We start from the raw sequence: 11,996 nt of genomic DNA, 5'->3' as shown, positions 1-11,996 counted from the left end.
CGCTGCTTTCCTGTTCCAGCCAAATGAATGGTTTATTTCACGCGTTCAATCTGAATCACTTCAATATCGGTGGGTTTGTTGCGGTGCGTATCGACCTCGCCCCAAACTTCTACCCGATCGCCTGCTTTGAGTTTTAATCTTTTCCAGTGGTCGTCATCTACATCAATCATGATGCTGCCGGTTTTATCTCTTAATTCAAATTCGTCACTTTGTGCTGCACGCTGTTTGACGATCTGCCCCCTTAAGGTCACGCCAGTTTCATCTTTCATTTTATGTGCCTGAGCAATACTGACTACATTCTGTTTTGCTTCCTCCAGAATAGCCTGATCTGATTTAGCCCAAAGTGCCGGACTGGCAGCTGCCAGAACCAGTGTCGCCAGAATATATTTTTTCATGTGTTTTGACCTGCCATTTTTATGATGATTCTATGATCTAAACAGAAAGCCGAAATAGATGCCGCAGACGTTGTGTAACGCCATGATGAACTTGTGTTGTCTGCTCAAAAAGCCCCAATAAAAATATGCTCATACCCTGATACATCCATTTTAAAAGTGAAGGGATTCGCCCGACAGCAGAAAAATAAGCCGCAAAATAGTCGACTTTTATTACTGACTTTATAGGTGATCGCTGTTAGGATTTGAGCACACTTTTGCTTGTACTGGGCTCATGGAACTGATTGATTTTATCTTGCATGTTGATGATCACTTGCTTGAATTTATCACCAATTACGGGATCTGGATTTATGCCATTCTTTTCCTGATTATCTTTGTGGAAACAGGTTTGGTGGTGATGCCGTTCCTGCCCGGCGACAGCTTGCTATTTGCAGCAGGTGCTTTGGCAGCGTCTACAGGTGTGATGGATCCCTGGGTACTGATTCCGCTTTTATTTGTTGCGGCAGTATTGGGCGACACCCTGAATTACCATATTGGCAAATATATCGGGCCGCGGGTTTTCGAGATTGAATCGCGCTTTATCAATAAAAAACATTTATTGGCAACTCAGCAATTCTTTGCCAGACATGGTGGTAAAACCATTATTTTTGCGCGTTTTGTGCCTTTTGCTCGTACCTTTGCACCTTTTGTCGCTGGTGCTGGCAGCATGAATTACAAATATTTCCTGAGCTATAATGTAGTAGGTGGATTTATCTGGATCAGCTCATTTGTCATTCTGGGCTATATGTTCGGTAATATGCCGATCGTCAAAGATAACTTCACCTATTTGATTTTCGGTATTATTATTTTAAGTGTCTTGCCAGGTGTGATCGGCTTTATTCAACAAAGACTCAAAAAAAGTAAAACAGCTTAAGATTTTTTATAGCCTATGCATTTAATCCCAAAGCTTGATCAGTAATGGGATCAGACAAAGCAGTACAAACAGAGCCGAGCCTTTATAAATAAGGCCGGCTTTTATTTTTTCAGAGTGACTGCTCAAAATTGCCTGACCAAAGACCATCCAGAAAATCCCTACTGGAACGGTACTCAAGCAAAAGGCAGCAAACACCAGAACAAAGTTGGTCGGACTTTGCCAAGTTTCCATGGGTAAGATCCCGGAGGCCAACAATGCTGCTTTAGGATTGCTTAAGGTGACAGTAAACATTTGCCAGGGACGAATCTGCGGATGATTTTTGCTATAGCGTTCTAACTGCTGGGCCTTATATAAATGCAGCGTCATCCAGCCCACACAGATGGTACTCAGGACATACAGCAAGCTTTTGAAGTTTGGCCAGATCGGTAAAGCCAGATGAATCAACAAAGCCCAGACATTAATCGCATAAAAATAGCCCATCAGAATGGCAGGAATATAAAGGCTGGTTTTGGCCTGACCCTGCTGATACGCAGAGCTGGCGACCAAGGCATTCGCCGGCCCTGGAATCATCAGAACGGCGATTAGCCCCAATACAAATAACCAATTTTCAATCATCGTGATGAACTATTCCGGGCCTAGCTTATAGCTTAATCAATATTCTTACGCCAGAACAGCTCTATAAATCTAGGATGCTGAGACGATACGCGCCATTTCAAGTGATATTAAGCGGAATATCAGCTCGGCTATTTTGAAAAAAGCATAAAAAATGCTGACCCAAGATCAGCATTTATGAAGAGATCAGGAATTCGTTATTTAGCAATATTCTGACGAACCACAATCGGACAATTTTTGTAACGGGCGGCCTGAACAATCGCTTCCTGTTCACCTAAAAGCCGCGCCAGTTCGGTTCGCTTGGTATTGGATGACTGTCCCATATTGACGGAAACACTCGGACCAATTCCCCAACCACCGCGACTGCCCCAGCCACCACCCAGACCGACGCCCACACCTACACCCGTACGTTTTGGTGCTTCCACACCATTGTCGATATATTTCTGAATACGGTTATATTCGCCTTGTAGCTGCTGACAACCCAAGGTCTGATACTGGGTCGGGGACACATAAGTGGGTTTTACCGTTGTTGCACAAGCACTCAGCAATGCAAGTGCTGCAATACTTAGGCTTAATTTCACAAGTTTCATAGTTAACTCGATCTTAGTTCTGCTCTATCTCATTGAACAACGATTGATAGGCCTGAGTCAATTTATGATCAGTAGCCAAATGAATCAGGGGCTGATTTTTATGATGAGATTCTTTCATTAAGATGGAGGGCGGTAACATACTATTGAGTACGGGCAATCCTTCATCTTTCAGTTGCTGCACCACTTCACGCGGTAATCTGGCCTGTGCCTGAAACTGATTCACCACAATACCTTCAATTTCCAGTCTTTCATTATGGTCATCTTGGGTTTCAATGACATTTTCAATCAGGGTCTGTAAGGCGCGTTTAGAAAACACATCACAGTCAAATGGAATCAGCACGCGGTCTGCCGCAATCAAAGCCGACAGTGTAAAGAAATTAAACGCCGGCGGGGTATCAATAAACACCCGATCATATTGCCCGGACAATTGTTGTAAAGCATCTCGCAGTTTGTAGATTTTATGCTTGGACTCCAGTGCATGTGCCAAAGCGCCCAGTGTCGGGCTGGCTGGAATCACATCCAGATACTTAAAGGGAGACTGATGCACATAACTTTCCAGACCTTTGCTACGGCTTTTCAAAATCGAGCCAATTGCATTGCCGAGCAAGCCTTTATTTTGCTGATTGCCCAGCACATTTTCAAAATAGTTTTCAATATTCGGTTCTAATGCCGGCTTGTCACTTGAATAGGTCGCATCGTCACCTAATACGTATTGACTGGAATTGGCTTGTGGATCCAGATCAATGAGTAAAGTTTTTAAACCCTGATGTGCGCTGATCGCGGCCAGATTAACGGTAATACTGGACTTACCCACCCCACCTTTTTGATTAAATACCACACGTGTATGCATGTCCCCTCCTGTTATTTTTAACTACTTTTATCACACTTGTATTTTTTAATTATTCACATAGGCAGACTGCGCTTGAAGTCACAGCCTGCTTGCTTTTAGCCAAAATTCGGCTTGATCATCACCAAGATCAAAATAGAAACCAATGAAACTACCGCAATAAATAAGCCAGCCCGGCGTTGTGCCAGCAAGATTGAATCATCTTTTTTATAGGCTTTAGCTAAAGAGGATACCAGCACAAAAAATAAAATAACCTTGGCATAAAACCAGGGTTGCACATCAAAATCCTTGATCACCAATGACACAATACCTGTAAGCGCGATCACCGTAATGGCCAGATGCTGTAAAGCCACCAGCGCAATTCGTGCCTTTGGATTCGGTAGGTTGCCTTGTGTACCAATAAACAAAGTCAAGGCACGGGCAAGAATGGCGACAATCGCCAATCCTGCTGCTGACATATGAATAATTTTGACTAAAAGTTGAGTTTCCATCATTTCCTCTTAGTTTTTTGGTGCATGTGCACAAGCTGGACTGGTCGTGTCCTGCCCTGCCCATTCTTCAGGCAAAAATGCATGGATTGCCAGCGCATGAATCTTGTCTTTGGCCAGTAAATCACCAGCAGCAGCATAGACTTTCTGATGACGCTGGACTGGACGTAAACCGGCAAAGGCCTGACTGACAATCACAGTTTTAAAATGAGACTCTTTTCCAGGGAAATAACCGCCATGACCCGAAGATTCATTCACCACGTCTAAATGGGTCGGAGATAATTGTGCTAAACGATCTTTCAGTTGTTGTTCTAAGCTCATGGCCTGACTCCAATCTTTGAAAATATAAAGTCAGTATACCTTGTTCTGCTGAGTATTTTGGTAATCTGTCACAGCGCAATCTGTTGATTGTGGCGAAGTTTCATGAATTCCCACATGAATATTGGCGATTTATTGTCTGGTCTAAAGTATTTTGCTTTTATTTTATGCAATTGATACAAGATTTTTAACAAAGGTGTTGACCACATTTTTTCATGCTGTATTATACACGGCATGCGGGAATAGCTCAGTTGGTAGAGCATAACCTTGCCAAGGTTGGGGTCGGGAGTTCGAGTCTCCTTTCCCGCTCAAAATTTTTTCATTTAGTTTTTTCATTTAAAAAACTTTATAGACTCCGCGGGAATAGCTCAGTTGGTAGAGCATAACCTTGCCAAGGTTGGGGTCGGGAGTTCGAGTCTCCTTTCCCGCTCCAGATTCAAAAAGCCCTCATCGAAAGATGGGGGCTTTTTTATTGTTGATTTTATTATATTTTTAAAAATCCCCCTTCCTTTGTTATTCAATTTAATAAAAAATATTCTTAATGTAATTTATATTTTGTGACCAAGATGTGACCATGGCGTGCCCACGACCTTATCCGTTGTTCTGAACTGTAATTACGCTCCACTGGTCAAGAATGTGACGGATTATACCGAAGAAGAATATCAGTCCATTCGGACAGAGTTACTCCGTAATACGCATGGTCAAAATCATTGGTTTATGATTGCCCATTTACTGGGTCACATTGACCCTACAGAAACCTTTAAAAGCTATATTCATCTGAGCTACCTGATCGCTGGGCATAAAATACTGCAATATCATCCAGACATAGATACTCAATTAGTAAAGAAGATGATGGGCTACCTACCTTCTTTCAAATTTTTAAACACAGTAAAAGATACTGCTCCATTCAATTTTGAAAAGCATGCTATTCATTTAAGTCAGGAGTTACTCAACGACCAAACTGACTGGTTAAAAAGTAACATAGAAGACATTCTGGATGAGGTTTCATTTAACTCACAGCCTCATGATTTTTCTAAATATTTCGCAGGAACAAAGGAATCCAAAATCTCATTTGCATGGTTTTTTAAGTGCCTAAATTTACTGGAAATTCATCATGATCCAGATCAGGTCTCACAGGAAATGAGCTTACCTATAGAACTGGTTGAGTACTGGTATAAAAATGCCAAACAACTGGGCCAACTCAAGTCTCAAAAAAACAACCCAAGGTTATTTGATCTCAACAACACGAATCATCTTGATAAACCTTTAAAACCCGCCATGATTGATACCATTGAAGAGTGCACAGCAAGGAACTATTTCTTTGAAAATATTCAAAATATCTTTGAAAAAAAGCCAGATCAAATAAAAGCGGTGCTTGAGACATTTTTAAGTCGTGTTACGGTTTCGCATACTGGCATTCATTATCGATGGAATAAAATCGATCAATTGGAATCATTTTATTCCAAGGTAAAAGACCTGTTTCCCCATCAATTTTGGCATTTGCTTGGACAAGACTTGGTACAATTGCTAGATAAAAAGAAACAGCCTTTATTACTGAAGCTGGCTAAATCGAGCACAACAGAGCATCCTAAGACTCAAGAAGATTATGTTCGTCTCCAGCTTTACTCAACAAAAGATGCCAAAGCACTGGCCGCATTTAAATTCTGTTTACATTTAGCCTGTATCGGTAGACCACGATCTCTTGAACTTAAAGCTGAAGGTCTAAAAATAACTACATGCTGTTAAATAATTTAACCGTTGCTTCTTTATGTAAAGCCAAATTTAATATATTTAGTAAAAATTGAGTGTCTGATCAACGATAATTAAGTAGTATAAACCCTATGAATTAGCAGCGTCTGAAACAGGGATCGGTCATGCGTACAACATCAGAAAAAACTGCAAAAAAGAAAATGATATTAGCTAAGGTAGTTTTAGCTGCTGCTGAACGACTTGGTCTTGCACAGGATCAACTAGCCTTAATACTCAGTATAGATTCGGTGAAAACTTTAACCTCTCTTGAATTAGATCCCACTTCAAAACAGGGAGAAATCGCCCTCACTTTAATCCGTATTACCACATCATTAGATGCTCTGACAGGTGGGGATACAGCCTGGATGCAGCATTTTATGAAATCACCCAATAAATTGATGAATGGCATTCCAATAGAACAGATTCAGAACCCTCAGGGATTGGCCTCTGTTTTACAATTGGTGGAAGGTCTTCGGGCTAAACTTTAAGATAAGCAAAGTATTAGGCTATACACAGAAAAGTCTTTCAGAAAAGACTAAAGTGAATAAAACAACAATTTCAGAGATAGAGAATGGCCATTTTACAGGTTCATTTGACATATTTGAACGTGTACTTGATGGCATGGGTTTACAATTCGAAGTGAATAAAAAAAGTTTAACTTGCCCCAATGGGATGAAATTGAAGAAACATTTGCGGAATATGATGAATAAATTAGATTAGATCTATGTTCACATTTGATATCTACACCTAATAATGTAGGCATAGTTCCAATGGTCAGCGCTCTCCATTAGATTATGAAAAGGCCCATCAAAAGATTAATACCAGTCAGTTAAGGAAATTTGGATGAAAAAAAATCTAAATTTCCTTATATTTGAATTTAAATTGATCTAAATTTATGTCTTAATTGAGCATAATTTTAGTTTTTCAATTCTTAACTGACCGGCATTGTGGTAGGTATCGGGCTTTCATAATTCAATTTAGGAAGCGAGCAAATTGCGCAAGACATAGTGCAAGATACCACCGGCCTTAAAGTATTCCACCTCATTCAAGGTATCAATACGACACAACACTTGAAAATGGCTACACGTACCATCGGTATGTTGCACATCTACTTTCAGCATTTGATGCGGATGAATATCATCAGACAAGCCTAAAATTGACAGTGTTTCATGGCCCGTTAGGTTCAAGATCTGCCGGTTTTGACCCTCTACAAACTGTAAAGGTAACACCCCCATGCCAACCAGATTGGAACGGTGAATCCGCTCAAAACTTTCAGCAATCACCGCTTTCACCCCCAACAGGTTGGTGCCTTTGGCCGCCCAGTCACGTGAAGAACCGGTACCATATTCTTTCCCAGCAATCATTACGAGTGGGGTTTGTTCTGCCTGATAGCGCATTGCCGCATCATAAATCGAGAGTTTTTCTGCACTTGGAATATGCAGGGTATTGCCACCCTCCTCGCCACCCAGCATTTCGTTTTTGATGCGGATATTGGCAAAGGTACCTCGCATCATCACTTCATGGTTGCCACGGCGGGAACCATAAGAGTTAAAGTCTTTTACATCAACCCCCTGTTGCTGCAAATATCGGCCGGCCGGACTATCTTTTTTGATATTACCCGCCGGGGAAATATGGTCCGTCGTGACTGAATCGCCTAATATAGCCAAAATCTGTGCCTGTTTAATCGGCTGAATTGGTCGCACCGGCTGATCAATTTCTGCAAAAAAGGGAGGATGCCGGATATAGGTTGATTGTTCATCCCAAGCATAGGTTTGACTTTGTGAAATCTGGATCGCTTTCCACTTGGCATCGCCTTCAAACACTTCCGCATATTCTTTCTGGAACATCTCGGTATTCACATACTGCAGTGCGGCATCAATTTCCATCTGTGTCGGCCAGATATCTTTTAAATAAACTGCTTGGCCATCAAAACCTTCACCTATCGGCTCAGCAGTGAGATCAGTTCGAATATTCCCGACCAGACCATAGGCAACTACTAAGGGTGGCGAGGCGAGCCAGTTGGTTTTCACCAAAGGATGCACCCGTCCTTCAAAGTTACGGTTTCCGGAAAGCACTGAGGCTACATTCAAATCAAAACATTGCACAGCTTCTTCAATCACTTCAGGTAAAGGTCCCGAATTACCAATACAGGTAGTGCAACCATAACCCACTAGGTTATAACCCAGTTGATTCAAATAAGGCGTCAACCCTGCTGCATCAAGATAATCGCTGACCACTTTGGAACCTGGAGCCAGTGAACTTTTCACCCAAGGTTTCCGCTGCAAACCTTTTTCGATTGCTTTTTTGGCCAATAGGCCTGCTGCCAACATGACACTGGGATTCGAGGTATTGGTACAGGAGGTAATGGCTGAAATCACTACATCACCATGCTGCAACGGATATTTTTCACCATCAATCATACAAAAAACATTTTCATGTGGCAGGTTGGCCTGTTTCGCTTCAACAGCCGTACCTCCCCCTCCTTCATTTTCCAGACGCTCTTTTTCTTCTTTGACCGGCTTCAAGGTCAGATCCATGAAGGCATGAAAGGTTTTTGGCACTTGCGACAATAGCACACGATCCTGCGGGCGTTTCGGGCCCGCCAGACTGGCTTCTACTGTCGACATATCTAAAGCCAGAGTGTCGGTAAAGACGGGTTCATCCCCCGGATTACGCCATAATCCTTGCAACTTGCTATAGGCCTCTACCAAGGCAATTCTTTCCGGCTGACGTCCGGTTAAACGTAAATAGGAAAGCGTTACCTCATCAACCGGGAAAAAGCCACAGGTAGCACCATATTCGGGTGCCATATTGGCAATAGTGGCACGGTCAGCCAAGGGTAAATCGGCCAGGCCATCGCCATAAAATTCGACAAATTTTCCAACTACGCCTTTTTGGCGCAGCATCTGGGTAATGGTCAGCACCAGATCAGTTGCTGTAATACCTTCTTTGAGTTTACCTATGAGCTTAAAGCCGATCACTTCCGGAATCAGCATGGAGATCGGTTGGCCCAGCATGGCCGCTTCCGCTTCGATGCCGCCTACTCCCCAACCTAACACGCCTAAGCCATTGATCATGGTGGTATGTGAATCGGTACCGACTAAGGTATCAGGAAAGGCAAAGCGCTGCCCATCGACCTCATTGCTCCAAACTACTTGTGCCAGATGTTCCAGATTAACCTGATGGCAAATCCCGGTTCCTGGCGGCACCACGCGAAACTGATTGAGCGCAGCCTGCCCCCAACGTAGAAATTGGTAGCGCTCGCCATTGCGTTGCATCTCAATGGCGACATTCTGCTCAAAAGCTTGCGGACTGGCAAAGTAATCGACCATCACCGAGTGATCGATGACCAAATCCACCGGTGACAACGGATTAATTTTTTCCGGATCACCGCCGGCTTTGGCCACCGCTGCACGCATCGCGGCAAGATCAACCACTGCGGGAACACCGGTAAAATCCTGCATCAGCACCCGTGCCGGACGATACTGGATTTCCTGTTCTGAGGTTTGGTTGTTTAACCACCCTGCCAGCGCATGAATATGCTCGGTTTTCACCGTGAGCTGATCTTCAAAACGTAGTAAATTTTCCAGCAAGACTTTTAAAGATTTTGGCAGCCGGGACAGGTCGCCCAATTGCGCTTGCAATTTGGACAGGTTGAAAATCTGATAGTGTTCTGAACCGACGGTCAATGTTTCTAAGGTATTAAAACTATTGATATCACTATACTTGGCCATCTAGTTTACCTCCGGCTTGAGATGTTATTTTTATGATCACAGTCCACCACTTCTTTACTTACTGTATGCCAACTGCGCGGCGGGTTTGTTATTATTTATTATCGGATTGTGCTAGGCAGTTAAATGCAGGGCTGCCAGGAATTTTTGCCAGAGAGTTGTCGACAGTTCAGATCCGGCATCGACAATCTTTCTGCCAATTCCGTAAGGAGATAAGTTAAATTGAACCGCGTATTTTCAGAGTGATTTCAGATCACTACGTAGCTAGGGCTGTTTTACAGATCGAAATGATAAATTGCTTTAAAAAAGAAACTAATATGTTTCTTATAGAACCTAAAAGAAATAAATGTGTCTACAATGAATGAATCTTTACTTCAGCAAATCAAAAAAAGACGAACCCTATTGGGCTTAAAGCAAGTTAATATGCAATCCCGTACAGGCATTTCAAGACAGCAGTACCAAAAACTGGAAAGTCAGGGCAATCCACGATTAGAGACCTTAGAAATTATCGCGGCAGGATTAAATGCTCAACTGATGCTCATTCCAGATGATAAAGTTCATTTAATCAGACAATTATTGAATGATGAAATTAAAATCACGATCGAAGATCAGGATGACTTAATGACCAACCCATGGAAGGGTCTTCTCGGAGATGAGGAATCATGAATCCTCTTAACGAGGTATTTTACCGGGTACTGACCATTATTAAAAAATTTATGCTTCATCCATAATCCATTCTTTAAAAAGAGCATCCTCGATTTCATAAGTACCATTTTCTGGTTTAAAAATAATTTGTTTTTTTGATAAAGAACGTAGGGCAGATTGAATACTTGATACTGCAATGCTGTCTACACCGATGGAGTCAGCAAGATGCTGTCTAAATTGAATACTGTAAAGTTCAACTTGTGATTCAGCTATGGCTTTTAAGAGCAGCTGTTCTAATAACTTAAACTCTCCCCATAATCCTGAAAAGTCACGGTGCCCCATTGTATCGGCTATAAGCTGTTCCTTTGCAAAATCTATAGCCAGCATTGGGTTTAATGCTAAACGCTCAACCAATGACCTCACCAATTGAGGACTTTGCTTCATATCTAAAAAAGCACACCATAAAATTTCTTTATCCAAACTACGTCCTGTTGTTTGATTAAATACATCTGCCAGATGATCTGTAAATGCTTTTGTTAGATTTGGAAAAGGTAAATTCTGCCCATAATGAAAAAATGGAGCACTACTCACAGAAAACATTTGTCTCAAGCCCTCTCGACTTGAACCAGTAAAAATTACCTTTATCGTTTCTTTATGCATATCTAAAGCAGTACGCAAACTGGCAATAGTTGTTTTATATTTTGAACTAGCTAAAGCCTGAATCTCATCAAGTAGCAATAAAATAGGTTTACCCTGCTGAGCCAGTTTTGTAATACTAGATAAAATACTGGAATTCACTTGCCCTTGTGCAAGAGTCACTTCGGCTTTTACACCTGCCACCTCTGTACTTAAAGAGCCAATATTTTTAATCCAATGATTGGCTTTACCAATCAAGCCATTTTGCTGTGAAAACTCATCAAGAGCTTTTACAAACTGTCCTTCACTATGCAGGCCTGCATCTAAAAAACTGAAATAAAAAACGCGCCATCCAAGCTGTTCTGCTAAGGGCGTAATATCTTTTCGTAAAAATTCAGTTTTTCCCATCCGGCGTGGGGCAAAAAAAGTCAGAGAACTAGCTAGTCCAGTCTCAAACATGCCTAAAATTTGTTTAGCTAGTTCTGTACGTGGAAAATGCCAAGGGTCATTGGAGATGCTACTCATTTTAATTACTCAGCAATGATTCTTTATTGCTATAGATTGTATTAGATTCCATTAGATTGTAAATGTCTAATTAGACTTCTTTAATCTAATAGGATCTAATCATCCAATAAAGCACCTTTGCACCGATCAACCGACACATTTTATAACTCCATTATTTTGTGGCTTAATAGCCATATCTAAACATAAGACCCAATATTATGGATTTAAGATTCAGAAAGACCTGAAGAAGTTGTTGCGTTTTATGTGAGAGGCTTCGTAAAGAACGACTTTATCTGGAAATAAATCCACGCTCAAAAAACTTAATGCTTACTATAATTGATGGGGTGAATATTGGCTTTGGGGTACACTGGTCTCCTCAACAGCAATCACAGGTCGACCATTAATTGCCTTTGAATACAGTGCTGAAGCGATCCGTAAAGGTTTAGAACTCTCCTCGTACCTACCCCCATTAAAAGGTGACCCATTAAGAAAAAACTTTCCTACATAGCACATGGGATTACCAAGTCATATATATGATGCCTCATCCGATTGCTAGGCGTGCTCCAGAATT

General features: G+C 41.7%; 11 protein-coding genes, 2 tRNA genes and 3 pseudogenes. 8 read left to right on the top strand and 8 right to left on the bottom strand.

The window, feature by feature from the left end; all coding sequences use genetic code 11:
- Positions 1-32 precede the first annotated feature (32 nt).
- Positions 33-395 (bottom strand): NirD/YgiW/YdeI family stress tolerance protein, encoded by a 363-nt coding sequence (locus tag FTU42_RS10630; protein ID WP_005173783.1) that lies wholly within the window; start codon positions 393-395, stop codon positions 33-35.
- Between the two features lie 271 nt (positions 396-666).
- Between FTU42_RS10630 and FTU42_RS10625 the strand changes: the two genes are divergently transcribed.
- Complete coding sequence (locus FTU42_RS10625; protein ID WP_074383709.1) at positions 667-1,305, top strand: DedA family protein; 639 nt, start codon at positions 667-669, stop codon at positions 1,303-1,305.
- Positions 1,306-1,326: 21 nt separating this feature from the next.
- Here the strand turns inward: FTU42_RS10625 and FTU42_RS10620 are convergent, their stop codons facing one another.
- The 5 genes from FTU42_RS10620 to FTU42_RS10600 all read right to left on the bottom strand — a co-directional run bounded on the left by FTU42_RS10620 (position 1,327) and on the right by FTU42_RS10600 (position 4,163).
- Positions 1,327-1,920 carry a hypothetical protein gene (locus FTU42_RS10620; RefSeq protein WP_005094603.1) on the bottom strand — a complete coding sequence of 198 codons (594 nt, stop codon included), beginning with the start codon at positions 1,918-1,920 and terminating at the stop codon, positions 1,327-1,329.
- A gap of 194 nt (positions 1,921-2,114) precedes the next feature.
- Positions 2,115-2,507, bottom strand: a complete 393-nt coding sequence (locus FTU42_RS10615; protein ID WP_180083374.1) for a hypothetical protein — start codon at positions 2,505-2,507, stop codon at positions 2,115-2,117.
- Between the two features lie 13 nt (positions 2,508-2,520).
- On the bottom strand, positions 2,521-3,357 hold the full coding sequence (locus tag FTU42_RS10610; RefSeq protein WP_100355408.1) for a ParA family protein: 837 nt from the start codon (positions 3,355-3,357) through the stop codon (positions 2,521-2,523).
- A gap of 95 nt (positions 3,358-3,452) precedes the next feature.
- The gene (locus FTU42_RS10605) at positions 3,453-3,845 is read right to left on the bottom strand and encodes a SirB2 family protein (RefSeq protein WP_180083373.1); all 393 of its coding nucleotides are present in this window, start codon (positions 3,843-3,845) and stop codon (positions 3,453-3,455) included.
- A gap of 9 nt (positions 3,846-3,854) precedes the next feature.
- Entirely contained in the window at positions 3,855-4,163 is a 309-nt protein-coding gene (locus FTU42_RS10600; protein WP_005094610.1) for a BolA family transcriptional regulator, read from the bottom strand.
- A gap of 233 nt (positions 4,164-4,396) precedes the next feature.
- Here FTU42_RS10600 and FTU42_RS10595 point away from each other — a divergent pair.
- The 5 genes and pseudogenes from FTU42_RS10595 to FTU42_RS10575 all read left to right on the top strand — a co-directional run bounded on the left by FTU42_RS10595 (position 4,397) and on the right by FTU42_RS10575 (position 6,619).
- Positions 4,397-4,469 (top strand) — tRNA-Gly (locus FTU42_RS10595).
- 48 nt (positions 4,470-4,517) lie between these two features.
- Positions 4,518-4,593 (top strand) — tRNA-Gly (locus tag FTU42_RS10590).
- A 155-nt stretch (positions 4,594-4,748) separates the two neighbouring features.
- Positions 4,749-5,906, top strand: a pseudogene (locus tag FTU42_RS10585) (site-specific integrase); the annotation flags it as partial.
- Positions 5,907-6,034: 128 nt separating this feature from the next.
- Positions 6,035-6,397 carry an MbcA/ParS/Xre antitoxin family protein gene (locus FTU42_RS10580; RefSeq protein ID WP_180083372.1) on the top strand — a complete coding sequence of 121 codons (363 nt, stop codon included), beginning with the start codon at positions 6,035-6,037 and terminating at the stop codon, positions 6,395-6,397.
- A pseudogene (locus FTU42_RS10575) lies at positions 6,357-6,619 on the top strand (helix-turn-helix domain-containing protein). The gene FTU42_RS10580 and the pseudogene FTU42_RS10575 overlap by 41 nt, the downstream one beginning before the upstream one ends.
- Before the next feature lie 267 nt (positions 6,620-6,886).
- On the opposite strand, the gene acnA reads toward FTU42_RS10575, so the two are convergent.
- Positions 6,887-9,643, bottom strand: a complete 2,757-nt coding sequence (gene acnA, locus FTU42_RS10570; protein WP_180083371.1) for an aconitate hydratase AcnA — start codon at positions 9,641-9,643, stop codon at positions 6,887-6,889.
- A 354-nt stretch (positions 9,644-9,997) separates the two neighbouring features.
- On the opposite strand from acnA, the gene FTU42_RS10565 reads away from it, so the two are divergent.
- Positions 9,998-10,306, top strand: coding sequence for a helix-turn-helix transcriptional regulator (locus FTU42_RS10565; protein ID WP_005173768.1), 309 nt, complete (start codon positions 9,998-10,000; stop codon positions 10,304-10,306).
- A gap of 48 nt (positions 10,307-10,354) precedes the next feature.
- Here the strand turns inward: FTU42_RS10565 and FTU42_RS10560 are convergent, their stop codons facing one another.
- Positions 10,355-11,446, bottom strand: coding sequence for an ATP-binding protein (locus FTU42_RS10560; RefSeq protein ID WP_074383713.1), 1,092 nt, complete (start codon positions 11,444-11,446; stop codon positions 10,355-10,357).
- Positions 11,447-11,792: 346 nt separating this feature from the next.
- On the opposite strand from FTU42_RS10560, the pseudogene FTU42_RS14915 reads away from it, so the two are divergent.
- Positions 11,793-11,930: pseudogene (locus FTU42_RS14915) on the top strand (type II toxin-antitoxin system HipA family toxin); the annotation flags it as partial.
- Between the last annotated feature and the right edge of the window lie 66 nt (positions 11,931-11,996).

Origin of the sequence: Acinetobacter sp. YH12102, assembly GCF_013419125.1 — a bacterium.
Taxonomy (GTDB): Bacteria; Pseudomonadota; Gammaproteobacteria; order Pseudomonadales; family Moraxellaceae; genus Acinetobacter; species Acinetobacter pseudolwoffii.
Note: the sequence above shows the minus strand (reverse complement) of the source record. Positions and strands in the feature narration are given on the sequence as shown.

Excerpts from the sequence above, each read along its gene's own strand:
- FTU42_RS10630 (WP_005173783.1), bottom strand. The coding sequence starts at position 395 with ATGAAAAAATATATTCTGGCGACACTGGTTCTGGCAGCTGCCAGTCCG.
- FTU42_RS10625 (WP_074383709.1), top strand. The coding sequence starts at position 667 with ATGGAACTGATTGATTTTATCTTGCATGTTGATGATCACTTGCTTGAA.
- FTU42_RS10620 (WP_005094603.1), bottom strand. The coding sequence starts at position 1,920 with ATGATTGAAAATTGGTTATTTGTATTGGGGCTAATCGCCGTTCTGATG.
- FTU42_RS10615 (WP_180083374.1), bottom strand. The coding sequence starts at position 2,507 with ATGAAACTTGTGAAATTAAGCCTAAGTATTGCAGCACTTGCATTGCTG.
- FTU42_RS10610 (WP_100355408.1), bottom strand. The coding sequence starts at position 3,357 with ATGCATACACGTGTGGTATTTAATCAAAAAGGTGGGGTGGGTAAGTCC.
- FTU42_RS10605 (WP_180083373.1), bottom strand. The coding sequence starts at position 3,845 with ATGGAAACTCAACTTTTAGTCAAAATTATTCATATGTCAGCAGCAGGA.
- FTU42_RS10600 (WP_005094610.1), bottom strand. The coding sequence starts at position 4,163 with ATGAGCTTAGAACAACAACTGAAAGATCGTTTAGCACAATTATCTCCG.
- FTU42_RS10580 (WP_180083372.1), top strand. The coding sequence starts at position 6,035 with ATGCGTACAACATCAGAAAAAACTGCAAAAAAGAAAATGATATTAGCT.
- acnA (WP_180083371.1), bottom strand. The coding sequence starts at position 9,643 with ATGGCCAAGTATAGTGATATCAATAGTTTTAATACCTTAGAAACATTG.
- FTU42_RS10565 (WP_005173768.1), top strand. The coding sequence starts at position 9,998 with ATGAATGAATCTTTACTTCAGCAAATCAAAAAAAGACGAACCCTATTG.
- FTU42_RS10560 (WP_074383713.1), bottom strand. The coding sequence starts at position 11,446 with ATGAGTAGCATCTCCAATGACCCTTGGCATTTTCCACGTACAGAACTA.